At 60.5% G+C, this 23,839-nt stretch carries 13 protein-coding genes and 4 pseudogenes; 7 read left to right on the top strand and 10 right to left on the bottom strand.

Features of this window, described 5'->3' with window-relative positions; genetic code table 11:
• Positions 1-18: 18 nt before the first annotated feature.
• Both OBACDRAFT_RS01285 and OBACDRAFT_RS01280 read left to right on the top strand, forming a co-directional pair.
• Complete coding sequence (locus tag OBACDRAFT_RS01285) at positions 19-777, top strand: response regulator (RefSeq protein ID WP_232766493.1); 759 nt, start codon at positions 19-21, stop codon at positions 775-777.
• Positions 778-957: 180 nt separating this feature from the next.
• Positions 958-2,574, top strand: coding sequence for a sensor histidine kinase (locus OBACDRAFT_RS01280; RefSeq protein ID WP_052360820.1), 1,617 nt, complete (start codon positions 958-960; stop codon positions 2,572-2,574).
• 335 nt (positions 2,575-2,909) lie between these two features.
• Here OBACDRAFT_RS01280 and OBACDRAFT_RS01275 read toward each other — a convergent pair.
• A pseudogene (locus OBACDRAFT_RS01275) lies at positions 2,910-3,578 on the bottom strand (AAA family ATPase); the annotation flags it as partial.
• 90 nt (positions 3,579-3,668) lie between these two features.
• Positions 3,669-4,328 (bottom strand): AlbA family DNA-binding domain-containing protein, encoded by a 660-nt coding sequence (locus OBACDRAFT_RS01270; protein ID WP_198529831.1) that lies wholly within the window; start codon positions 4,326-4,328, stop codon positions 3,669-3,671.
• Positions 4,329-4,524: 196 nt separating this feature from the next.
• On the opposite strand from OBACDRAFT_RS01270, the gene OBACDRAFT_RS01265 reads away from it, so the two are divergent.
• Positions 4,525-8,970 (top strand): ATP-binding protein, encoded by a 4,446-nt coding sequence (locus OBACDRAFT_RS01265; protein ID WP_043582220.1) that lies wholly within the window; start codon positions 4,525-4,527, stop codon positions 8,968-8,970.
• Between the two features lie 169 nt (positions 8,971-9,139).
• Here OBACDRAFT_RS01265 and OBACDRAFT_RS01260 read toward each other — a convergent pair whose 3' ends face one another.
• From OBACDRAFT_RS01260 to clpB, 8 genes and pseudogenes are all read right to left on the bottom strand, one after another.
• The gene (locus OBACDRAFT_RS01260) at positions 9,140-10,156 is read right to left on the bottom strand and encodes a nucleotidyl transferase AbiEii/AbiGii toxin family protein (RefSeq protein WP_052360819.1); all 1,017 of its coding nucleotides are present in this window, start codon (positions 10,154-10,156) and stop codon (positions 9,140-9,142) included.
• On the bottom strand, positions 10,153-10,776 hold the full coding sequence (locus OBACDRAFT_RS01255) for a DUF6088 family protein (RefSeq protein ID WP_043582218.1): 624 nt from the start codon (positions 10,774-10,776) through the stop codon (positions 10,153-10,155). Before OBACDRAFT_RS01255 ends, OBACDRAFT_RS01260 begins: the two co-directional genes overlap by 4 nt.
• 114 nt (positions 10,777-10,890) lie before the next feature.
• Positions 10,891-11,654: pseudogene (locus OBACDRAFT_RS26110) on the bottom strand (IS5 family transposase).
• A gap of 115 nt (positions 11,655-11,769) precedes the next feature.
• Positions 11,770-12,533: pseudogene (locus OBACDRAFT_RS26105) on the bottom strand (IS5 family transposase).
• 353 nt (positions 12,534-12,886) lie between these two features.
• Positions 12,887-13,042, bottom strand: a pseudogene (locus OBACDRAFT_RS31155) (hypothetical protein); the annotation flags it as partial.
• Positions 13,043-13,451: 409 nt separating this feature from the next.
• Entirely contained in the window at positions 13,452-13,745 is a 294-nt protein-coding gene (locus tag OBACDRAFT_RS27755) for a hypothetical protein (protein ID WP_157836863.1), read from the bottom strand.
• A gap of 107 nt (positions 13,746-13,852) precedes the next feature.
• On the bottom strand, positions 13,853-14,440 hold the full coding sequence (locus tag OBACDRAFT_RS01215) for a hypothetical protein (protein ID WP_043582211.1): 588 nt from the start codon (positions 14,438-14,440) through the stop codon (positions 13,853-13,855).
• A 21-nt stretch (positions 14,441-14,461) separates the two neighbouring features.
• The gene (gene clpB, locus OBACDRAFT_RS01210) at positions 14,462-17,074 is read right to left on the bottom strand and encodes an ATP-dependent chaperone ClpB (protein ID WP_043582209.1); all 2,613 of its coding nucleotides are present in this window, start codon (positions 17,072-17,074) and stop codon (positions 14,462-14,464) included.
• A 490-nt stretch (positions 17,075-17,564) separates the two neighbouring features.
• On the opposite strand from clpB, the gene OBACDRAFT_RS01205 reads away from it, so the two are divergent.
• From OBACDRAFT_RS01205 to OBACDRAFT_RS01190, 4 genes are all read left to right on the top strand, one after another.
• Positions 17,565-19,841: a thioredoxin domain-containing protein gene (locus tag OBACDRAFT_RS01205; protein WP_043582207.1), complete on the top strand. Its 2,277-nt coding sequence runs from the start codon at positions 17,565-17,567 to the stop codon at positions 19,839-19,841.
• Positions 19,842-20,043: 202 nt separating this feature from the next.
• Positions 20,044-22,950: a response regulator gene (locus OBACDRAFT_RS24765; protein WP_052360818.1), complete on the top strand. Its 2,907-nt coding sequence runs from the start codon at positions 20,044-20,046 to the stop codon at positions 22,948-22,950.
• Between the two features lie 58 nt (positions 22,951-23,008).
• Positions 23,009-23,614, top strand: coding sequence for a response regulator (locus OBACDRAFT_RS01195; RefSeq protein WP_052360817.1), 606 nt, complete (start codon positions 23,009-23,011; stop codon positions 23,612-23,614).
• Positions 23,595-23,807, top strand: coding sequence for a SlyX family protein (locus tag OBACDRAFT_RS01190; RefSeq protein WP_043582204.1), 213 nt, complete (start codon positions 23,595-23,597; stop codon positions 23,805-23,807). Before OBACDRAFT_RS01195 ends, OBACDRAFT_RS01190 begins: the two co-directional genes overlap by 20 nt.
• The last annotated feature ends 32 nt before the right edge of the window (positions 23,808-23,839 follow it).

Below are 23,839 nucleotides of genomic sequence, written 5' to 3'. Positions count from 1 at the left end.
CCACGCCGCCCGACTTTGATGCAAAATCCGTCGCATCCCGCAACCGCCATCATGTGGCCCGACTCTCCATCGCCTCCTGCTTCCGTCACGGCTGCCGGTGACGCGCCGCCGTTAAGGGTGGTGATGGCGGATGATCATCTGATCCTTCAGGGGGGGATCATAGCAATGCTGGGTCAGGAGCCCGACTTGGTGTGCGCGGGTCTGGCGCAAAACGGGGATGACGCCCTCGCGCTGGTGCGGCGCGTGCGGCCCGATGTGCTGGTCGTCGATCTGAGCATGCCCGGCCTGCCAGTGCTCGACCTGCTCAAGATTTTGCAGAAGACGATGCCGGCGTTGCGCATCGTCGTCCTCACCATGCACGCGACTCCTTTCGCCATGTCCGAGGTGTTCAGGGCGGGTGCCCATGCTTTCATGGCCAAGGATGATCCGTTCAGCGTGCTCGTGTCTTTCATCCGGCGCGTGGCGCGGGGGGAGTCGGGCCTGCACAGCAAGGCGCTGGGCGAGGTCATCTGCGCTCCGAAGATCACCGTCCGGGAACGCGAGGTGCTCGATGGTCTCGCCAGGGGCCTGTCGGGGAAGGAGATCGGCGAGCATCTCGGGATCAGCCGCAAGACCATGGAGATGTACCGCACCCGGTTGATGAAGAAGTTCAACGTGGACAAGGCCACCGAACTGGTGCGCGTGGCCTTCGAATCCGGCGTGACGCGGGTGGCTCCGGCACAGCACGCCTCCCCGCCCGTCATCACCAGCAGGAGGACCGGACGCGCTTCATCCTAAACACCATAGTAGGAATGGCCGCAAAGAGGCACAAGAGGCGCAAAAAGAATACAATGAAACCTGCTTTATGAGAAATTTATTCACCTACAGGATGAGGGAGGAAATTTTCAACCCAGGCATTTCCCTGTTTTTGCGCTTCTTGTGCCTTTTTGCGGCCATCGGATTGAGGAATTCAGGTTCATGACGGCGAACGGGCGAGTCCATGGCCTCTGGTTCGACTGGCGGGGGCAGCTTTGGGCCACGTTGGTGACGGCGGCGGTCATGGCGGCGAGCTTGGCTTACAGGTGGCTGGTCATCGGGAATCCTTCGGTGGAGGAGGGGTATCTGATGTTCCGGCCGGCACCCGGCATCCTGCTCGCGCTCGTGATCCTGCGCCGGGGCACGCATCTGGCGGCGGGAGTTTTCGCGGGCAGCCTTTTGGTCGGGTTACTGGTAATTCCTTCGGCGGGGCGGGCGCTGGTCTATGCGCTGAGTGGGGGAGCGCATGCCGCGCTGGCCGGCGTGTTGGTGCGATGGTTCTGGCCGGTCTCCCGGCCGTTGATCCCGAGCGCGCGGTTTTTTTCGATCATGCTGGTGGCGGGAGGTGTCGTGCCCACGTTCGTCACCGCCCTGCCCACGTGTCTGCTCGTCGCGGAGGCGAGGTTCGGGGACGTGCCGTTCTGGACCGGCTATATCCAGTGGTGCTTGGGCGAGTTCAAGGGGACGTTGATCCTCACGCCTTTGGTGTTGTTGCTGACCCGCCGGGGCGCCTTCCGGGAGAGTCTGAGCCGTCCGTGGGAACTGGCCGGGCTGGTCCTTGCGGAGGTGGCGGTGATGGTGCTGTGGGTCGTGCCGTCGATGGTGGACGCGAAGATCGTGCTGGCGTCGGTCGCCGGCTGGGGGTTGACGATCTTGATCGGTTTTCTCGTCGTGGTGCGCTGCGGGGTCGGCGGCATCATCCTGGGCAATCTCGTTCTGGCAACCGTCATGGGGCAGATGCAGGTCCATATGGCGCAAGAGGGGTCGGCGCTCTCGAATGCCGTGTTGATCGGATTCCATGCGGAGATATGTTTCGTGGCCGGTCTGGCGCTCATCGTCGCGGGCGGTTTTTACGACTACCAGCGGGCCGAGCAGGCGCTGCACGAGGTGTCGGCCCGCATGCTCAACGCGCAGGAGGACGAGCGCCGCCGTCTCGCCGCCAGCCTGCACGATGGCGCCAGCCAGACGCTCGCCAGTGCGTTGATGCGGCTGCGCAGTGTCATCGCGCCCGATCCGCGACTGGCCGCCAATGAGAGGCTGGAGCAGGTGGTGCAGGACATGGCCCGCGGGATCGGCGATCTGCGCCGCACGCTCACGGGCTTGCGCCCCGAAATGCTCGAACAAAGCGCTTTTGCCGATGTGCTGGGCAATCATTGCGAACAGGTGGAGGCGGGCTCGGAGAGCGAGGTGCTGTTTTTCGACGAGGTCGGCGGTCTGGCGGACGCCCTTCCGCTCGGTGTGCGCGAGCATCTCTTTCGTCTGGCGCAGGAGGCGCTTTCCAACGCCGTGCAGCATGGCCGGGCTCCCCACATCGAGGTCACGCTGGCCCGCCGTCCCGGCAAGCCGGACAAGCAGGACTGGCTCCGCCTCGAAATCAGGGACGATGGCGCGGGGTTCGACCCGACGGCCAACGAGAAACGCGACCGGCCCCACCTCGGGTTGCGCGTGATGCGGGAGCGCGCCTTGCTGATTGGTGCCCGGCTGGAAATCGAGTCGTCCCCGGGAGGCGGCACGCAGCTCGTTATCGAACTGCCGGTCGCCAAGGGCAAACCGGCCTGACTCGTCTGCCCGTCCGAGGGTAACTACGCGAGGGACAGGCAGGCCGGGGGGGGGGGGGGGGGAGGACGCCCGCGCCACTTTGACTAGCAGTTTCATTTAAACTGTAGCCATTTTATACCTGGTAGGGAGGCCTCTCCGAGGCCTCCGCCGTGCGTAGTGTGAGGGTGAATACGAAACTCATAGGTGCTTGGAGCGTGGTTTCGGAGGCCTCGGACGGAGCGCAGCAGCGCGCAGATGGCATCGCCAAAGGCGATGGCCCGAAGGGCTGCCCTCGGCAGAGGGCACAAAGGCCTCCCTACCGTTAAGAAAACGGCTACATCTCAACTTTAAATGCTCTAACTCATCACGAGTTCATCGCCCTTGAGTTTGAAGGTCACCGTGGAGCCCTCCTTCACCTCGCCGCCCACCAAGGCGCGGGCGAGGCGGGTCTCGATCTGGCGTTGCAGGAAACGCTTCAGCGGACGCGCACCGAAGACAGGATCGTAGCCCTTCTCACCCGCCCAGGCTTTGGCCTTTTTGTCGAGCACCACGGTCACGCGGCGGTCGGCAAGGCGCTTGTTCAGGTCAACGAGGAGCAGGTCCACGATCTGCGTGATTTCATCGAGCGTAAGCGGCTTGAAGAGGATCGTCTCGTCGATGCGGTTCAGGAATTCAGGGCGGAATCCGCGTCGCAACTCAGTCATGACGGACTCGCGCACGCTCTCAGGAATCTCGTCGCCCGTCACGCCGTCGAGCAGGTGGCGGCTGCCGATGTTGGACGTCATGATGATGATCGTGTTCTTGAAATCAACGGTGCGCCCCTGCGAATCGGTGATGCGTCCGTCGTCGAGCACTTGTAGCAGAACGTTGAATACATCCGGGTGCGCCTTTTCGATCTCGTCGAACAACACGACGGCGTAGGGCTTGCGGCGCACGGCTTCCGTGAGCTGGCCGCCTTCGTCGTAGCCGACGTAGCCCGGAGGCGCGCCGATGAGGCGGGCCACGCTGTGCTTCTCCATGTATTCCAAGATGTGCAGTTACACCAGAGTAATTTGACCAAGGATCCGAATCGAAGTCCGGCATGGCTCAACGATGGCCACCAAAAACGATCAGCCTTAGTCCATCAGCGATCTGATCTTCTGTTTCTTTTCTTCGATGAGTTCATCGAGAAATTCATCCAGCTCTTCCGAGGCGCTTTTTCCAAAGAAACTCGTCTGCCGTTCCAGCATAACCTGCATCTGACTCGGCAGAGCGTCATAGAGCTGTCGCAAGTCTTCGATGTGCTTGGCCAGTTGGTTTGCGCTCGTGCTGTCGTGTCCACTGGCGATGCGCCGACTAAGAAGCGCCTGAAGCTCATCGTAATTTACCTCGACCGATTCCGTCTTTCGCCGGACGAAAATTGAGCCACGCCGAATCTTGTCGCCGTCCGCTTCGCACAGATAGGGCAATTCTCGATCGTTCCGCTCGACGACGAGCAATTGGAATTTCTTGCCCTGCAACACGGGGTATTCAGAACTAGAATAAGAAAAATCCAGCAGCTCCCATTTCAGGGTTTTCGGGAGAAACTTCTCGATACCGCGGCCCACGACGGCCTTGTCTTTCAGCTCGTTCAAGCCGACGGGACACATTTCCCCTCCGTCGACTTGTTCGACGCCAAGGACCAAGACTCCACCTCCGGAATTACCGATCGCGAGGACGTGCTTCGCAATCTGCACATCACTGGGCCAAGCCGCTTTGAAATCGGCTGGATCGGTCTCCCCGAAATGATTGCGCATGAAATCACGGAAAGACTCCCGAGTAGGTGCTTCCAGCAATTTGGAGAAATGTTCGTGGAATGTCTTCTTCGGGGTCACTCATCAGGGCTATAGGCAGCTTCTGGGATTTTCGAGGACGAACGAATTCCGGGCCATTTTGCATTCGGGAATTCTATCCGGTTTGCCCGGACCGCTGATTTCCTCCATACGGGTTTGCATGCCCTCCTTCGCGTCCGCCCAAATCGATTTCCAAAAAATCCGTTCGATCCGAGGAACCCAACACGGAGGATTCGAGGAGCTGTGCGTAACCTTGTTTCGCGCGGAGCTGAACAATCCGCCCAATTTGGTGCGAATCGACGGCGCAGGCGGAGACGGAGGCGTCGAGGCTTATGTGCAGACCAATCCTCGGACAACCGTTGGCCTACAGACGAAATATTTTGCCCAGCTCCGCGACCCGCAATGGAGGCAAATCGAGAAATCCTTTCGTTCAGCTCGAAAAAACCATCCTACCCTGACGCGTTACTTCGTGGCGGTGCCGCTCGACCTGAACCCGCACACCGCGAAAAAGTGGAAGGGGATGCAGGCGAAAGCGCGCGCGCTACACCCCCCGCTCCAGATGCAATGGTGGGGGGCATCGGAACTCACCCATCGTTTAACGACCACGGTGCACGCCGGACGGGCGGCCTACTGGTTTGGCACTCCCCAGTTTGACCTAGCTTGGTTGGCCGCGCGCAATCAGGAAGCGCGTGACGCCCTCGACACCCGCTACACGCCGGAGCAGCACATCCGCGTAAAAGCCCAGGATACCCTGTCGGCCTTCGCGCGCGAACCGCATTTCGTCAGCCGGTATTTCGCAGAGGCTAGTAAGGTGTGGAAAGCGATGCGACGGGCGACCGAATATCCGCCTCCGAAGGAAGTGACGAACATCCTCGGCGGACCATTCGGCGCGGTGGTTGCCGCGACCGTAGAAGAACTTCCGCGGTTGGGAGACGGCATCACGGTCCCGGAATTGGCCACGGCTCACGACGCCACGCAAAAAATGTTGGCGAGCCTCACTGCATTTTCCACCGCCGTTTCTGAAGCCCAGGATGCAGCCAAGGCGTTGCCGAAGCCGACCCCATCGCCCACCGGTGCACACCAGTCGAGCGTTGCTGATCGGCTTGGCTACCGGGATCACGAAGTCAGAACCGCTTCCGATACTCTCTACAATTTCAGCCATTTCCTCCGCGAACAGATTGCCGCCGACCGGAGGCGCCTTTTGGTGAGCGGCGAAGCTGGCGCAGGGAAGAGCCATCTACTCGCCCGAGTGGTGGAAGAGTGCCTCGGGCGTTCGCAGGCTGCGCTTTTTCTCCTCGGCGAGTTTTTCACCACCTCGGCTGATCCATGGACTCAGTTGGTCGCGCGTCTCGGGTGGAATGGAAGCACCGACGATCTTCTCGCCGCGCTCAACCACACGGGAGAAGTCAGAGGGCTGCCGTCACTGATCGTGGTCGATGCGATCAATGAAACGACAGATCGAACGGTGTGGGCACGCCACCTGGGAGCGTTTTCCAAACGCATCGACCAATGGCCTTGGATCCGTCTGGTGATAAGCTGCCGGTCCGACTTCATTCCAATCTGCATTCCCCAGAATATGGTGAGCCAAGGTCAGTCGTATTGGGCTACCACGCAGCATCGGGGATTCGGAGAAACCACATTCGAAGCGACCGCGCGCTACTTCACCGCGTACAACGTGCAAGCGCGCGATCTCCCTCCGCTCCTACCGGAGTTCCAAAATCCGCTCTTCCTCAAAACGTTTTGTGAAGCGTTCGAAAACGCACAGATTCCGTCCGGGCCCTTGAGCTTCGATCTAGTCATGCGCAAGCGCATCGACCGAACAACAGCTTTGCTGGTCCAGAGCATCGAATGTCCTTCGGATGTCACACAGTCCGCCATCGACCTGTTGGCGACATTGTTGGCAAACGCAGACGGACAACCGATTCCAATTGCTGAGGCGCGATCAAAAATCGACGCCTTGTTCCCGGGTAAGATTTTGAGTCGCTCGCTTTTCCACCATCTTTGTTCAAGCGGACTAGTAACCGAAGTCGGCCACTATGACCACAACACCAAAATCACCGACGTGAGGGTCCGCTTCGCCTACGAAAGATTTTCCGATTACTTCATCGCCCAACGCCTCCTCACGGGCGCCAAAACGTTCTCGCAACTTCGAAAAGACTGGCAGAAAGGGGGCTTAATCGAGTGGTGGAAAACGTACCGAGGATACTACACGCACCGGGGTCTTCTGACCGCGCTGGCGGTGCTGCTGCCCGAAAAGTTCAAGGTCGAGATGGCTGAGGTGATCGCCGGACGTGACGTGCAACAACCAGTGCTGGAGGATTTCCTCGCGTCATTACCTTGGAGAAATCCGGCGAGCATCACTCCTAAAACCCATGCGCTGCTTGCCCGCGCGCGCCAGCATCTCTCGGCGGACCGAGTGCTGGAGGTTTTGTTTAGGATAGCCGCGGTCGTCGATCACCCCTTCAACGCCTTTTACCTGGATCGTTGGCTCCGCGAGATGCCCTTGTGGCAGCGCGAAGAGGAGTGGACGATTGCGACGAGTCAGCAACTCATTGAACGCGGTGAGTCCTCGTTGCCCGCGACGATCGTGCGTTGGCTCTTCGGCGTGGACACCACCCGAGTGCCAAGCGATCAGGCGCAGCTTGTCGCAATCGTGCTTTGCTGGCTATGTTCCTCGAACGACCGTGGTTTCCGTCGTCGAGCCACCTTGGCCGGCATCCACGTCGTCGCGGGTCGGTGCGAACTCGCCGCAGATTTGGTCAACCGGTTTCACTCGGTCAATGATCCCTACGTCGTCGAACGCATGTTCGCGATAGCGGCTGGCGCCGCCGTTCGGGAGAAGGAGGCCACAAAGCTCGCGCCGCTCGCCCTCGCTGTGTGGAAACACGTGTTCGCGCGCGCTCAAGTGCCACCCCACGTGCTGATGCGGGATTTCGCGTTTACGATCATGGAGTGCGCCCGCAACCTCGGCTGCCTGCCCAAGGGCGTTACGCCGAAGGACTACCGACCGCCATACCGGTCGCGCTGGCCGAAAATTTGGCCTGAGAAAAAGGCGCGCGCGTTCGGGAAACCAGACGGCTGGCGCACCATCGTCCACTCCATTGAGCCCGAATACGGAAACGGTATCGGCGGCTACGGCGACTTCGGGCGCTACACGATGGAAGCCCACATGAAGTCATGGATCAACGTCCGACGCAACAAGCCGATTCCCGCCAAGGATAAACGGAGGGCATTCGATGGCCTCGTGGCGCGCGCCTGGACGCTTCAACGCGTAGCCGAGCTGGGTTGGACGCCGAAGCGGTTTAAAGAATACGAAGACAATCTTCGCGACTACGGCCGCAGTGCAAACGACGACACCAAGCAGGAACGGATCAGCAAAAAATACCAGTGGATCGCCCTGCATGAACTCGAAGGCTATGCGTCGGACCACTTTCACTTCGGATACTGGTACAACGATTCGCCTGAGAAGTTCGAGGGCGCGTGGCAGTTGTTTTCCAAGAATTTCGACCCAGCTCAGCCGCTACGAGACCCGCTGGCCAAGGACGCGGAAAATCTGGACGATGACAACCTGTGGTGGCGAAACTGTCCCGACCCTTTCGCCGACCGTGCCCTGCTCAAAGACCAGTCGACTTGGGTCGAGACTCTGCCGCAAGGAGTCGAACAAATGCTCCGACTGGATTCCGTCCCGAGCCTGAGCGGTCCGGCGTTTCTCCTCAACGCGTGGTTTGATTGGGATGAACCAGATTCCTATCCGCCCCGCACGCGCGACGACGGAAAATGCCATCAGTGGATCCATGTTCGCTCATGGGTTGTGCCGACTAGCGAGGTGAAGGAACGGCTTCGCTTTTTGGAAAAGAATCACTTTTACGGCACGGGGGTCGGCTTGCCAAAATTCGGGAGTGAAGGCTTGGGAGAGTACCCCTGGTCATCACGTTTTGACTCGCTGCGCAAAACGTGCGCAAACGAAGGCCGATTTGGAGTGGAATTTCCGCCGGGCTTCACGCACACCGTTGCCGACTACTCAGAGGACGAGACATCGGCGTCGGTGCCCTCCCCTCAACTTGCGAAACTGTTGGACGTGAAATGGACGGGGAAAGATTTCATCTTCGCTGACGGCAGTGGCACCACCGTGGCGTTCGCACCACGTCGCCCGCCCAAAGCGGGCGCCACCTCATGTCTGGTCGACGCCGGACGGATGATCGAAACGCTGAACAAAAACGGCCTAACTTTGATTTGGGCGGTTCTCGGCGAACGCAATTGCTTCGACGAGATGGCTAATGGAAGCGTCGCGGATAAGCTCATGTCGTTCAGCGGAGTCTACCGCCTGCAGGCTGACGGAAAAATCGTCGGTGGATTGACGATCCACGATGTTACTTTGCTCGGTAAAGAGCCCTCGGGCCGATATGCTGGCGCGACGAAGGAAACGTTCGTACACATTCCGACAGGCAAAGTCTTGGCCCGCTATGATAGTCCGACTCGGCGTGGGCAACTCGAACCGCCAAAATCCAAGGAGAAACGTCCGCGGAAAGTAGCCAAGCTTCAGAAAAAACGACCTGCGACGCGCCAAAAGCAAAGCGGTCCGAGACCTCCAGCTAAGCGAATTTGATTCCGCTCACTCGTCGACGATAAGGACGGACTACAGCGATTCTGAAAATGGAATTGCGCGCCCAGCCCTCGATTGTAATCGTCGCCGTCAAGGCTCGCATCGCGGGGAAGAGGCTCTTCGTTTCTACATCGAAGATGTCGCTATCTTGACAAAGGCTCCATGCAATACCTCAACCTTCATCTATGTTGGCATTGAACTTAGTCGCGAATGCTTCGACGGTCTTCAGCACCGTTTTGAAATCTGGCGGATCGTTGAAGAACATTTCACGGCGCATCGCCGAGTAATCCTTTTCCCAATCCGCCATGTGCTCATCCTTCGGGATGGGATTCATCGTGCCGCGCTTGAGGGTTTCGTAGTCCATCCAACCGAAGCGGAAAAATTTCATGCGGTGATCCCGAACCTGATCGAAGAGCGCGTCATCTTTCACGGCCTCGTCAGCGATACCGCGTTCAATCAGGCGGTGTAGATCGTAGTAATGCCGAGCCAAGCTCTTATCTTTGCTGCGCTTTTCGTCGGGCTTAAGACGGAGCTCATGCACCGCCATAAATTTTTCCCAAAAGGTCCGACGGGCTAGCACAGTCCGGATGGTGAAAGTCGCGTCGGGAGCGACGCTTGGATAGTCCTCAGCAAGATAGGGCCGGATGACGGCGTCAGCGTGAGGTTCGATGTGAGAGCGGGCGCCCATTTCGATTTTCACGAGGGGCCGCAGATATTCCGCGGGAGCCTCGAACACACTCGGATATTCAAAAAGGAGTGTCTGACGGTCGGGATCTTGGTCATCGACTCTGAGCACTGCCTTACCCTTGATTCCGTCCGGCAAGGCCGCCGTGAGCTTTTCCCGCAACGCCGGCTGCATTTCGTCCAAGATGCGGCGGCTGCATTCTGCGCGAAGTTTTTCAATCTGCTTGTTGCTTAGCTTCTCACCGCCAAAGCCAAGGAATTCGCGATCGATAACGACATCGATGTCTTCGGAGAAGCGATCGATTAAGCCCCAAGCCTTTGAAAGCGAAGTGCCGCCCTTGAACGTCAGGTGCCCGATCCAGCCCGGCAGGTTGAAGAGGTCACGCAGGGTCCAGCAGACCCAGAAATCCTTCTCGATACTGTGAGCGGTCACGCCGCGTGTGTTGGCTGTTTCCTCGAAGACGAGTCGCTGACGGTCCGGCTTTTCCTTAATGAATGTGTTCATGCTTGGATCGGAGTGCGCGCCAGTCGCTGGAAGATCGGCACCATCCATTGGGGAGCATAGGCTAGGTCCGCTTGGAGTTGGGCCTTATCCGAGTCGGAAAGTTTAGCGTCCAGCTTTTGGATCACGTCGTCAGTTACGCCACTTTTTCCAATCTGGCGGAGAGCTTGGATAACGAGGCCGCTGATGCGCCCGGCTGTCGCCAAGTTCTTTGGAGTGGTGCGGCGGAACTGGATTATCTGCCGACCGAGCTTGACGTTTCGGGTGCTGCCATCGGTTTGATAGACGAGGCGCATGGGAACTTGGGTGGAAAGGCCAAGGAGATTGGCTGCATGTGCACCTGTAGGTTGGATGCGAACTGCGTCGCGGCCCCGCAAAGCTTGCACGACTGAATCGGGTGAAGTGGACAAAGTCCCCAGTTGAGGATCGGTTCGTGGATAGTCGTAGACTCCACGGGCGATTGGTCTGATCTGGCCGGCCTTTTTTAGGCGAAGGAGGGCAAGGCGGACCGCAGTTGGAGTTCCCAAGTCGACAAAGGAAGCTCGCGTAAAGCTCCAGCCAGGGCCGTGCTGCACAATTCGGTCCCATACTAAAGTCTGCGTAGACTGTGAGTGACTGCCCATTTGAAACAAAAAAATGCATTTTTTTGTTTCAAAAACAAGCCAACAACACGATTTTCGAAACAAAAATAGCCTAGAAATTGTTTCAAAAAAGCCCACTTTCCCTAGGGCGTGTAGTCACGAGATTGAAGCCCAGAGGATGGCACACCTGAATTGGACGGCAGCGAGGAAAGAGGAGGCTCGTTTTGCGTATCGGGTTGCGATGCCGCGCCATTGCTTGAGTCGTAGGAATGCATTTTCTACCAGATGCCTGATCCGATAAAGATAAGGGTCATATTCGCGTTGTTCTATGCGATTGGTCTTTGGAGGAATCTGCGGGCAGATGCCTGCGGCCTGCGCCATTTCGATGATGGCGTTGGTGTCATATCCCTTGTCGGCGATCAGATGGTCTGCGGCAATGCCTTCAATCAACCTGCCAGCCTGTGTGCAATCAGCCGTGGAACCCGCTGTAACAATGACTCGCACCGGCATACCATGCGCATCCACGGCCAAATGTAGTTTGGTGTTTCGCCCCCTTTTGTCAGACCGATCGCCTCGTTTCCACCTCTGGCTCCCGCCGCATGCGGATGGATTTTGACATGACTGGCATCAATCATCAGCCACTCAAAATCGGGCTCGTTCATCAGTTCCGACAACAGGCGCTCCCAATGCCCCTTGTCTCTCCAGCGACAAAAACGCCTGTGCGTGTTGCTCCACCCTCCGTAATCCTCTGGAAGATCCCTCCAAGGCGCACCAGTGCGTAAAATCCACAGAACCGCGTTGAGGAACTTGCGGTTGTCCTCCGCCACCCCTCCCCACGCTCCTTTCCTTCCAGGTAGCAGCGGCTCCAGAACGCTCCAAACTCGGTCCGAAATGTCGTGACGGTGTTGATCTTTCGCCATGCTGACATTCTCCATCACAAAAAAACTCAGTCAATCTTATCTCGTGACTACACGCTCTAGGAGATCGCACTCTCTTAATTCGAAGATCAAGGGTAGCAAGACCTAGAGCGTGTAGTCACGAGATTGAAGCCCAGAGAATGGCACACCTGAATTGGACGGCAGCGAGGAAAGAGGAGGCTCGTTTTGCGTATCGGGTTGCGATGCCGCGCCATTGCTTGAGTCGTAGGAATGCATTTTCTACCAGATGCCTGATCCGATAAAGATAAGGGTCATATTCGCGTTGTTCTATGCGATTGGTCTTTGGAGGAATCTGCGGGCAGATGCCTGCGGCCTGCGCCATTTCGATGATGGCGTTGGTGTCATATCCCTTGTCGGCGATCAGATGGTCTGCGGCAATGCCTTCAATCAACCTGCCAGCCTGTGTGCAATCAGCCGTGGAACCCGCTGTAACAATGACTCGCACCGGCATACCATGCGCATCCACGGCCAAATGTAGTTTGGTGTTTCGCCCCCTTTTGTCAGACCGATCGCCTCGTTTCCACCTCTGGCTCCCGCCGCATGCGGATGGATTTTGACATGACTGGCATCAATCATCAGCCACTCGAAATCGGGCTCGTTCATCAGTTCCGACAACAGGCGCTCCCAATGCCCCTTGTCTCTCCAGCGACAAAAACGCCTGTGCGTGTTGCCCCACCCTCCGTAATCCTCTGGAAGATCCCTCCAAGGCGCACCAGTGCGTAAAATCCACAGAACCGCGTTGAGGAACTTGCGGTTGTCCTCCGCCACCCCTCCCCACGCTCCTTTCCTTCCAGGTAGCAGCGGCTCCAGAACGCTCCAAACTCGGTCCGAAATGTCGTGACGGTGTTGATCTTTCGCCATGCTGACATTCTCCATCACAAAAAAACTCAGTCAATCTTATCTCGTGACTACACTCCCTAGGGAATAATGGAGATATGTGCTACTTTAGGAGCAAAAAGAGTAGCTCCTAAAGTAGCGGCTTGGCCTCCAATGATCTTCGTCCAATTCCGAAAGCAATCCTTCGGAATCGCCGGCGAGCATCGTGTTTTGCATACGAAAAGGCCGAACCACCCGTCAGTGATTCGGCCCGCTTTCGAGAGAACTATGCGAAGCTTAACGGCGCGCTGGCTCCGCAGGCGAGACCGGCTTCAATTCGTCTTGGACGGTGAAGGTGATGTCGGTGCCTTCGGCGACTTCGCCAGCGATCAAAGCTTCGTCTCGACGTGGCGCTGCAGGAAACGCTTCAAGGGACGGGCATCGAAGACCGGGTCGTAACCCTTTTCGGCCACCCCATCCTTTGCCTTCGCATCCAGCTTCACCATCACGCGGCGATCCGAGAGCCTCTTGTTTAAGTCAGCCATCAGGACGTCACCGAGATAACGCGCCAAATCGTTCGGATCATTGACAACCTTCGCCCCCACCGACCTATCGGAACCGCCGATTTGACCGGAGGATGAACCCAACGTCGCCCGACGGAGGGCGTGCAGATCGGCTCTCAAGGCTTTCTAACTCCCATGGCTCGTGATGCGGGATGAACGACTCGAATCCAGTAGGGCGCTCAGCGTAGAATTTTCGCGACCTCACTTGCGTGAAAGTCCGTGAGCGTCCGCTCCAACTGCGCGTAGCCCTTAGAGAAATCTACATTTTGGAAATTTGGTAGCGCTCGAATCCGATCAAACGCCTCCCACACCAGCCAAGGCGCGAACCTGGTTCTTCGATAGGGATCGCTGAGCCCCCAAAGGTGACCGCCCTCCCGTCCCATTGCCGCCCCGCGAGCCGTCAATGCTGCTGACGGAAGAATTTCGCGAATTCGCCGCGACGGTCAAACTCCGGGTAACGCTTGAACTTCTCGTGCATGCGGCGAGTCCCCAAGTGACTGAATGTCTTATTCACCGCGCGACGAGTGTCAGGCGAAACCGCAAGATGACCGTGGCCATCGAGCCCTCGCACGAAAATGGCGCCCGGCACGATGCTGGGCTTGTAGGTCATCGTGTTGCCCTCGCGCGCGCTGATCAGGCCAAGGCCGGGATCCCAATCCTCCACGAGCAGGTGGTGGACGGGGTGCGGGTGCATAGTGAACTCAACCCTGCCGGGTTTGCTCTTCCGCCCCACTGCCTCGAAAGGCTGTCCGCTCCGTTCCAAGGCGTAAAGAACATGGAACTGGACCTCCCACTTACCACCTAGATATTTCTGGATGCGGGTGAGCAGTTTTGCGAGCCGATTGCTGCCATTGCCACCGATGCGGCATCGACAACTGCTAACCGAAGGTTGGGATTTACTTTGGCGTATCGCGCCAAGATCAGCGCTAGATTTCCTTCGTAGGTGCTAAAGAGATCTGGATCCGAATTATTGGTGTAAGCAAAACGCTCAAAAGGGATTCTTCGATTGAGCATCGCATCAAGAAACTCGCACGGCTTGATCCCTCCCCGCATCGGTACCAGCACGCAGCACGGCGCGAAGCGCGTGAGCTCGGCCGCAACGTCTACCAGCCCGTCGGTGTAGCTATCGAGCGACTTGAGTTCGAAAGTCTTGAGGTTCTCAACGGTCGCTTTCTCGTAGAGAATACTCTCCACCAACTGGTGAGCCAATTGTGTAGTGACGTTATCGAAAGTATAGACCTGATCCGTCGGGGCGGTCGCGACATTGAAGAAAATGAACGTTGGGTCGGGAACCGCCGGTGCCGGGGCCGCAACGGGGCCGAGGTTCAAAGGATGCGGAGTCGCGCCGAACGCGCCCGAGGCAAAACAGAAAAGCGTCGTGGTATCCACGTAACCGGATTCCAATACTGTTTATTCCACCACGTCGGCGTGTTCGACGACTAATTCGTCGTCCTTCACTTGGAAGGTGACGCTGCTGCCCTCGGCGATCTCGCCAGAGATGAGGGCGCGCGCGAGCTTCGTCTCGATGTTACGTTGAAGGAAACGCTTCAGCGGACGAGCACCGAAGACCGGGTCGTAGCCCTTCTCCGCCGTCCACTCACGCGCTTTCTTATCGAGATTCACCGTGACACGGCGGTCAGCCAGACGCTTGTTGAGGTCGATCAGGAGGAGGTCGACGATCTTCGTTATTTCTTCGAGTGTGAGCGGCTTGAAGAGAATCGTCTCATCGATGCGGTTCAGAAATTCCGGCCGAAACGATTTGCGTAGCTCCGCCATGACGCTCTCTCGCACGCCGTCGGGTATGGCGTCGCCCTGCACGCCGTCGAGCAGGAATCGCGAGCCAATGTTCGAGGTCATAATGATGACCGTGTTTTTGAAGTCGACTGTGCGGCCCTGACCATCTGTCAGCCGCCCATCGTCGAGGACTTGGAGGAGCGCATTGAAAACGTCGTGGTGAGCCTTCTCGATCTCGTCGAAAAGGATTACCGCGTAGGGCTTGCGACGCACGGCCTCCGTGAGCTGGCCACCTTCCTCGTAACCGACGTAGCCAGGGGGCGCGCCAATGAGTTTATTTACGGAAATCGGCTCCATGTATTCCGACATGTCGAGGCGGATCATGGCGGCTTCGCTGTCGAAGAGCGTTTCGGCGAGGGTTTTGGCGAGTTCCGTCTTGCCGACGCCGGTGGGTCCTAGGAAAAGGAAACTGCCCACGGGGCGGCGCGGATCTTTGATGCCAGCGCGGGCGCGCAGGATGGCCTCGCTGGTGAGTTGCACCGCCTCATCCTGGCCGATGACGCGCTCATGCAGCGTGTCGCCGAGGCGGAGGAGTTTTGCTTTTTCGCTCTCGACGAGGCGCGTGACGGGGATGCCGCTCCACTTGGCCACGATCTCGGCGACTTCTTCGGCAGAGACTTCTTCTTTGAAAAGCTGGTTGTTTGAACCGCCATCGGTCGCGACGGATTCGCTCTTTTTCAATTCGGCTTCGAGTTGCGGGATGCGGCCGTGCTGGAGTTCGGCGAGCTTGTTGAGGTCGTAGGCGCGCTGGGCTTTTTCCATTTCGACGCGCGCGGCGTCGAGTTCCTCGCGGATTTTGCGCACGCGGTCGATGGACGCCTTTTCGCGTTCCCACTGGCGCTTGAGCGCGCCGGCCTGTTCGCGTGTATTGGCAAGTTCCTTACGGAGGGTTTCGAGGCGCTGTTTGGAGGCGTCGTCCTTTTCGAGTTTGAGCGCGGTTTCCTCGATTTCGAGTTGCAGGGCGCGGCGGGTGAGGGCGTCGAGTTCCTGCGGCATGGAGTCCATCTCGGTGCGGATCATGGCGCAGGCTTCGTCCACGAGGTCGATGGCCTTGTCGGGCAGGAAGCGGTCGGAGATGTAGCGGTTGGAGAGCGTGACGGCGGCGACGAGGGCGTTGTCCTGGATGCGCACGCCGTGGTGGAGCTCGAAGCGTTCGCGCAGGCCGCGCAGGATCGAGATCGCGTCTTCGACGCTGGGGGGCTCGACTTGCACGGGTTGGAAGCGGCGTTCGAGCGCGGCGTCTTTTTCGATATGCTTGCGGTATTCGTCGAGCGTGGTCGCGCCGATGCAGTGGAGTTCGCCGCGGGCGAGCATGGGTTTGAGGAGATTGCCTGCGTCCATCGCGCCCTCGGTCTTGCCCGCGCCGACGATGGTGTGGAGTTCGTCGATGAAGAGGAGGATGCGTCCGTCGCTTTGTTTGACTTCGTTGAGCACGGCTTTGAGGCGTTCTTCGAATTCGCCGCGGTACTTCGCGCCGGCGACAAGCGCGCCCATGTCGAGCGAGAAGATGGTTTTGTCCTTCAAGCCTTCGGGCACGTCGCCGCGCACGATGCGCTGCGCGAGTCCTTCAACGATGGCGGTTTTGCCCACGCCGGGTTCGCCGATGAGGACGGGGTTGTTTTTTGTCTTGCGGGAAAGGATACGGATGGTGCGGCGGATCTCGTCGTCGCGGCCGATGACGGGATCCATTTTGCCCTTCTTCGCCTGTTCCACGAGATCGATGCCGTATTTTTTGAGGGCGTTGTAGGTGGCCTCGGGGTTGTCGCTGGTGACGCGTTGCGCGCCGCGAAGTTCGCGCAGGGTTTTGAGGACGGCGCGGCGGTCGATGTTGAAAGAGCGCAGGTATTTGGCGAGGGCGTCGGGCTTGGCGACTTCGACGAGCGCGAGGAAGAGGTGTTCGACGGATACAAATTCGTCGGTGAGTTGCTTCGCCTCCTCCTCGGCGCGGGTGAGCACTTCGTTGACGGCCTGCGTCACGTAAATTTTTGATGTATCCACGCTGCCACTCACACGCGGCAGGCGGTCGAGTTCGCGGTTGGCGGCGAGTTGCAGGGCCGGCGTGGTGAGGCCGAGTTTTTCGACGATGGCGGGCACGATCCCGTTTTCCTGCGCGAGCAGGGCGTGCAGCAGGTGCCAGGTTTCGACTTCATTGTTGTTGCGGCGGCGGGCTTCCGACTGGGCATCGGTGATGGCCTGACGCGACATTTGGGTGAATTGATTCGGGTCCATGATTAGGTGGAGTTCCTGCAGATGCCGGGCCAGCGGAGTGAGCGCAAAGAATCAGAGGGCGACGGAGCGGAATGGCCGGGGCGGGGTGAGCGGGAGGTGCGGCGAGAGGCGGACATTGCGGCACAAGGTGCGTCAATTTTTCCCTGAAATCCGGGCTCGAAACGCGGGCGTAAAAAAGCCCGCGGCAGACGCCTGAAAAGCCAATAACATCCCCTATGCATTCGCTTTCAAGGCTTGCGCCCACCGCGGGCAAACTTGCTTGGGACTCAGGAGAAAGAACGGTCTGATAGAAACTGGGTAAACTGGGTTTGGGTATCGAACTGGACAGTCCCTGTTTGGACTGGTTTTTCTGGAATCACAAAGTAAATCGTTTGTCGAGCCTTCATCAAGTAATGCCATAAATTTGCTTACGGCCCGAATCATCGCTGATTTTCACGCCTGCATCCCCTTTCCTTTTCGCGAATTATCAGCTCCTTGCCCCCTATCCAATATGCCCAATCGTCTCGCTTTCGCCCGTTCGCCCTACCTGCAACAACACGCCGGCAACCCGGTCCACTGGCAGGAATGGGGCGAGGCGGCCTTCGCCGAGGCGCACGCGCGGCAGGTTCCCATTTTTCTCAGCATCGGCTACTCGACCTGCCACTGGTGCCACGTCATGGCGCGCGAGTCGTTTGAAAACGAGAGCGTGGCCGCCGTGCTCAACGAGCATTTTGTCTCCATCAAGGTGGACCGTGAGGAGCGGCCCGACGTGGACCGGATTTACATGGCTTACGTCCAGGCCATGACCGGGCGCGGCGGCTGGCCGCTGAGCGCCTGGCTCACGCCGGACCTGAAGCCGTTTTACGGCGGCACGTATTTCCCGCCGCACGACCAGCAGGGTCGGCCAGGTTTCCTCGCTGTGCTCCACGCCATCACGGAGGCGTGGAGCGACGAGGCAGAGCGCCACAAGCTGGTCGCCGAATCCGCGCGGGTGATTCAGGCGCTGACGGATTACCACGCCGGCAAACAACACGCCTCCGTGCCCGCGCACACCCGCCCGCTGCACGACCGGGCGGCGGATGCGTTTGAGCATTGCTTTCTGCAACTCCGCGAGAGCTTCGATCCCGCGCACGGCGGATTCGGTGGCGCGCCCAAGTTTCCCCGCGCCTCCAATCTCGATTTTCTCTTCCGCGTCGCCGCCATTCAAGGGACGCAATCCGAGGTTGGCCGCGAGGCCGTGAAGCTCGCCACCACCACGCTCCGTCACATGATCGCGGGCGGCATTCACGATCACGTGGGCGGAGGCTTCCACCGCTACGCCGTCGATGAGACATGGCTGGTTCCGCACTTCGAAAAAATGCTCTACGACCAGGCGCAGATCGCAGTCAACCTGCTCGACGCCGCCCTCGTCACCGGCGACGAACGTTATGCGTGGGTCGCCCGCTCCACGCTCGACTACGTGCTCCGCGACCTGCGCCATCCCGCGGGCGGATTTTTCTCCGCCGAGGACGCCGACTCCGCCGTGCCGCATGACGACGGCGACGCCAGCCCCCGCGCGCACGGCAACCACGCCGAAGGCGCTTTCTACGTGTGGACCACCGCCGAACTCCGGCGTATCCTTCCGTCCGATACGGCAGACCGGTTCATCCTGCATTTCGGCGTCGCCGGTTCACACGACGCCAACGCCGCCGAAGCCGGCAACGTCCCGCCCGCGCACGACCCGCACGGCGAACTCAGCGGCAAAAACATCCTCCACCACACGCGCCCCATCGCGGAAACCGCCGCCGCCCTCGGCCTCGACCCGGCGGCACTGGCCGCGGAATTTGCCCGCGCCCTCGAAACCCTGCGAGCCGTCCGCGCCGCCCGCCCGCGTCCGCATCTCGACGACAAGATCATCACCGCGTGGAACGGCCTCGCCATCACTGCCTTCGCCCGAGCCGCAGCCTCCCCTGCCGCCTGCCTCGACGACCGCCGGGAGTTTTACCTCGATGCCGCCCTGACCGCCGCTCGTTTCATCGAACGCGAACTCTACGACGATGACGGCGGCGACGCCCCCGCCCGCTGCATCCTCTGGCGCAACTGGCGCGATGGCCGCGGCGCAAGCGAAGGCTTTGCCGAAGACTACGCCTTCCTCATCGCCGGCCTCCTCGACCTCCACGAAGCCACTCTCGACCCGCACTGGCTGCGCCGGGCCGCGCGCCTGCAAGAAACGATGGATCACCTTTTCTGGGACGACGCACACGGCGGTTATTTCAACACCCCCGCCGGCTCGCCGCACCTCGTTCTGCGCCTCAAGGAAGATTACGATGGCGCCGAACCCGCCCCCGGCTCCATCGCCGCCGCCAACCTCCAGCGCCTCTCCGCACTCTTTCAGGATGACACCCTGCACGCCCGCGCCGTGCGCACCGTCGAGTCCCTGCGCGGCCAGTGGGAAACCACGCCCCACGCCCTGCCCGCGCTCCTTTTCGCCTTGGAACGCATCCTCGAAGAACCCGCTCAAATCATCCTCGCCGGCGACCCCCGCAGCCACGACTTCCGCGCCCTGGCCGCCGTCCTGCGCGCCCGCGATAAAACCCTGCGCCGCCACACCATCCTCGCCGCGCCCCTCTCCCCCGCCCTGCCCACAACCGACTCCCCCAACTCCGACGAGGCATGGCTGCTCGAACGCGCTCCGTGGCTGGCCGGCATGAAGCCGTCTGACGGCTGCGCCGCCGCTTATGTTTGCCACGGCCGCACCTGCCACCCTCCAGTCACCACCCCGTCAGCGCTGCGCCAGTTGTTGGCATAATGCCCCTCTCCTCACTACCGTCTTGCGTCGCAGGCACATGCGCGGCTTGCATCGCCTGAAGCATGAGGCCGCCTCACTCCTGCAATCCACGCTACCACGAAGGATTCCGGGGCCGGGAAACCACGCATTCCCCCTGCCCGCCGCCTGACGCTTTGCCGTGCCCTCACTGCATCGGCCACCAGGCTCTCACGTCCGTACACCCATGATTCCCTCTCCCCTGCCATCCTCCCCGCTCCGACTCCTCCTCGTCAGCGACAACGCAACCGATCTCCCTCTCATCCGTTCGCTCCTCGCGCGCACCTCCCTCGCCACCTCCACCCTCTCCAACATCGACGACCCCGGCGCGGCCCTGGCCACCCTCACAATCCGGCGCCACGACCTCGTCCTCATTTTCCTTCCTTCCACGAATGACGGTAACGTCGCCGACTTCGCCACGCTTCTCCAGGAAATCCGCGCCCGCCGCCACACCGCCACTCTGCTCTTCTCCCGTGATCGCGACGCCGCCCCCGACATCCAACTCCTCGCCGCCGACGCCGACGAACACCTCTTCATCGAAGACATCACCCCCGCCCTTCTCGAACTCGCCATCCGCCACGCCACCGGCCGGCACCGCATGGCGGAGATCAACGAGGAAAGCGAAGAACGCTTCCGCCTCCTTGCCAACGCCACCCCCGCCCTCCTCTACGTGACCGACGAACACGGCGAAGGCATTTTTTTCAACCGCAGTTGGATCGAGTTCTGCGGTACCGAAAACACCAATACACCCGCCTCCGCTCCATCCGTCTCCTCCACGCCCCCCCCCCCCCCCCCGGTCCCGCCTGTTCCGCCGTCTTCCGCCACTGACGCCGCCGGCATACCCGTCAACTTTCGCTGGCTCGACCACGTTCACCCCGACGACCTCTCCCGCGTCCTGACCCGATTCTCCTCCCCCCCCGCCACCCGCCACGTCCGCACCCAGATCGAATACCGCCTCCGTCGTCAGGACGGCGAGTACCGCTGGGTGCTCGACACCGGCCTCCCCCGCATCTCCCCCCGCGGCGCCTTCTGCGGCTACGTCGGCTCCGTCGTGGACATCACCGAGCGCAAACGCCAGGAGCAGGAACTCGCCACCGCCCGCGACCAGGCCGTGCACGCCTCCCGCCTGAAGTCCCAATTCCTGGCCAACATGAGCCACGAAATCCGCACGCCCATGAACGGCATCATCGGCATGAGCGGCCTCCTCCTCGACACCCGCCTCTCCCCCGAACAACGCGAATTTGCCGAGATCGTCCAAAAAAGCGCCGAAGCCCTCCTCGCCGTCATCAACGACATTCTCGACTTCTCCAAGATCGAATCCGGACGCCTCAACATCGACGAAGTCGAGTTCGACCTTCGCACCGTCGTCGAGGACACCCTCGCCCTCCTCGGCGAACGCGCCATCGACAAGGAAATCGAACTCACCTGCGAATTCCCCTCCGGCCTCCCCACCGCCCTCCGCGGCGACCCAGGACGTATCCGCCAGATCATTACAAACCTCGTCGGCAACGCCATCAAGTTCACCGAACGCGGCGAAGTCTCCGTCACCGTCACCCGTATCCAAGAGACAAATACCACCCTGCATTTCCGCATCTCCGTACGCGACACCGGCATTGGCGTCGCCGACGACATCAAACCCCACCTCTTCCAGCCCTTCGTGCAGGCCGACGGCTCCGCCACCCGCAAGTTTGGCGGCACCGGCCTCGGCCTTGCCATCAGCCGCCAGCTCATCGAGATGATGGGCGGCCGCATCGGCTTCACCACCAAGCCCGGCCGCGGCTCCACCTTCTGGTTCGACCTCTGCCTCCCCAAGCTCCTCGAAGCCACCCCCCTCCCCCTCCAGCTCGACGTCCCCCCCGGCACCCGCATCCTCGTCGTGGACGACAGCGCCACCAACCTGCGCATCCTCGACGGCCAGCTCCGCCAGATGGGCCTCGGCGTCGAAACCCTCTCCGACCCCACCCGCACCCTCGCCCGCCTCCACCACGCCAGCCAGACCGGCTCTCCCTTCCAGATCGCCATCCTCGACCGCTACATGCCCGTCCTCGACGGCATCGAACTCGCCCGCCGCATCCGTGCCGACTCCATCCTCCAGCGCATGAAAGTCGTCATGCTCACCTCCGCCAGCCACCTCGGCGAACTCGACCGCGTGCGCCAACTCGGACTCGACGCCTTCCTCGTCAAACCCACCCGCCAGCTCCAACTCCGCCAAAGCCTCGCCCGCGTCCTCGGCGCCCCCATCACCGCCGACGGCAGTTCCCCCCACCCTGACGAATCCGACACCCGCCAGATCGTGCTCCCCGACGCCCACACCCCCCGCGTCCTCGTGGTCGAAGACAACCTCATCAACCAAAAAGTCGCCCAGCGCCACCTCGAACGCCTCGGCCACACCTGTGACGTCGCCGAGCACGGACGCCGCGCCCTTGAGATGCTCGCCCTCCATCACGACTACGCCCTCATCCTCATGGACTGCCAGATGCCCGTCCTCGACGGTTACGAAACCACCCGCCGCATTCGCGCCGGCGCAGTCCCCGGCCTCGATCCCCGCATTCCCATCGTTGCCCTCACCGCCTACGCCATGGAGACCGACCGCCAGAAGTGTCTCGACGCAGGCATGGACGACTGCCTCATCAAACCCGTGCGCCTCGAAGAACTCCAGGCCATGCTCGACCGCCACGCCCGCCCCCCCGTGCCGGACGACGTCCTCCAACCCGCGATCGACCCGGAACAATTCGCCCAACTCCGCACCCTGCAAGACGCCGACAATCCCGAATTCGTCAACGACATCATCCGCCTCTTTCTCTCCGAAGCCCCCCGACTCGCCACCTCCCTCCACGCCGCGCGCGACGAATCCGACCTCGGTGCCATCGCCGCCAATGCCCACTCCCTCAAAGGCTCCGCCGCCAACCTCGGCGCCCGCGCCCTCCAAGCCGCCAGCGACCGCCTCGAACTCGCCGCCCGCGACCTCTCCGACACCCCCCGGCGCGCCGGAGCCGTGGCCTCCGCCCTCGCCCTCGTTGACGCCGAACTCGCCCGCCTCACACCCGTGTTGCAGGAAATTCTGAATACAAAAAACCCTCCAACTCCCTCCTAGGCATCATCTGCTTATCAGTGACCATTAACGCGCATTAGCGGTTAAAAAAACCAACCGGATGAACATACTCACCGTCGAAGACGATCCCGTGGCCCGCGCCATCCTGCGCCAGTCGCTCCAACGCCTCGGGCACACCGTCGTCGAAACCACCGACGGACACGAAGCCCTTGCCACCCTCGCCGCCCGGCCCGTTCGCGTCATCGTCAGCGACTGGCTCATGCCCGGCATCGACGGCCTTGAACTCTGCCGCCAACTCCGGGCCCGCCCCAAGGCCGGCTACATCTATTTCATCCTGCTCACCAGCCAGGCCGCCTCCGCCGAAAACCAGCGCGCCGCCATCGACGCCGGCGTCGATGACATCCTGACCAAACCCCTGCACCTCCAGGAAATCTGGATGCGCCTTCGCGTCGCCGAGCGCATCCTCCGCTACGCCACCCAAGTCCACCAGTTGGAAGCCTTCCTGCCCATCTGCGGCTACTGCAAAAAAATCCGCAACGACCACAACTACTGGCAGCAAATCGAAAGTTACATCAACGAACGCACCGGCACCGATTTCAGCCACTCGATATGTCCCGATTGCTATCAACGCCTGATCGTGCCCGAATTGGACAAACTCAAATCCCGATTACCATCCGCGCCGCCACATGTCCAACGCACGCATTGACCTACTCGAAGAACGCATCGCCTGGCTCCAGCGCCACTCCGTGGAGCAGGACAAAGTCATGCTCGCCCAAGGCAAGGAGATCGACCGCCTCCGCGCCGACCTGAAACGACTCATCGACCGCCTCCCCGACGCCTCGGATGCCGCCGTCAGCACCGATGCCGACCCGCATCAAGAGCGCCCGCCGCATTACTGACTGATGTTACGCACCCAGCCAAGGAGCGGCGG

Origin of the sequence: Geminisphaera colitermitum TAV2, from assembly GCF_000171235.2 — a bacterium.
GTDB lineage: Bacteria > Verrucomicrobiota > Verrucomicrobiia > Opitutales > Opitutaceae > Geminisphaera > Geminisphaera colitermitum.
This window is presented reverse-complemented; position numbering and strand designations above follow the sequence as displayed.

Excerpts from the sequence above, each read along its gene's own strand:
- OBACDRAFT_RS27755 (WP_157836863.1), bottom strand. The coding sequence starts at position 13,745 with ATGCACCCGCACCCCGTCCACCACCTGCTCGTGGAGGATTGGGATCCC.
- OBACDRAFT_RS01195 (WP_052360817.1), top strand. The coding sequence starts at position 23,009 with ATGAACATACTCACCGTCGAAGACGATCCCGTGGCCCGCGCCATCCTG.
- OBACDRAFT_RS01270 (WP_198529831.1), bottom strand. The coding sequence starts at position 4,328 with ATGCGCAATCATTTCGGGGAGACCGATCCAGCCGATTTCAAAGCGGCT.
- OBACDRAFT_RS24765 (WP_052360818.1), top strand. The coding sequence starts at position 20,044 with ATGATTCCCTCTCCCCTGCCATCCTCCCCGCTCCGACTCCTCCTCGTC.
- OBACDRAFT_RS01255 (WP_043582218.1), bottom strand. The coding sequence starts at position 10,776 with ATGGGCAGTCACTCACAGTCTACGCAGACTTTAGTATGGGACCGAATT.
- OBACDRAFT_RS01280 (WP_052360820.1), top strand. The coding sequence starts at position 958 with ATGACGGCGAACGGGCGAGTCCATGGCCTCTGGTTCGACTGGCGGGGG.
- OBACDRAFT_RS01265 (WP_043582220.1), top strand. The coding sequence starts at position 4,525 with ATGCCCTCCTTCGCGTCCGCCCAAATCGATTTCCAAAAAATCCGTTCG.
- OBACDRAFT_RS01285 (WP_232766493.1), top strand. The coding sequence starts at position 19 with ATGCAAAATCCGTCGCATCCCGCAACCGCCATCATGTGGCCCGACTCT.
- clpB (WP_043582209.1), bottom strand. The coding sequence starts at position 17,074 with ATGGACCCGAATCAATTCACCCAAATGTCGCGTCAGGCCATCACCGAT.
- OBACDRAFT_RS01190 (WP_043582204.1), top strand. The coding sequence starts at position 23,595 with ATGTCCAACGCACGCATTGACCTACTCGAAGAACGCATCGCCTGGCTC.
- OBACDRAFT_RS01260 (WP_052360819.1), bottom strand. The coding sequence starts at position 10,156 with ATGAACACATTCATTAAGGAAAAGCCGGACCGTCAGCGACTCGTCTTC.
- OBACDRAFT_RS01205 (WP_043582207.1), top strand. The coding sequence starts at position 17,565 with ATGCCCAATCGTCTCGCTTTCGCCCGTTCGCCCTACCTGCAACAACAC.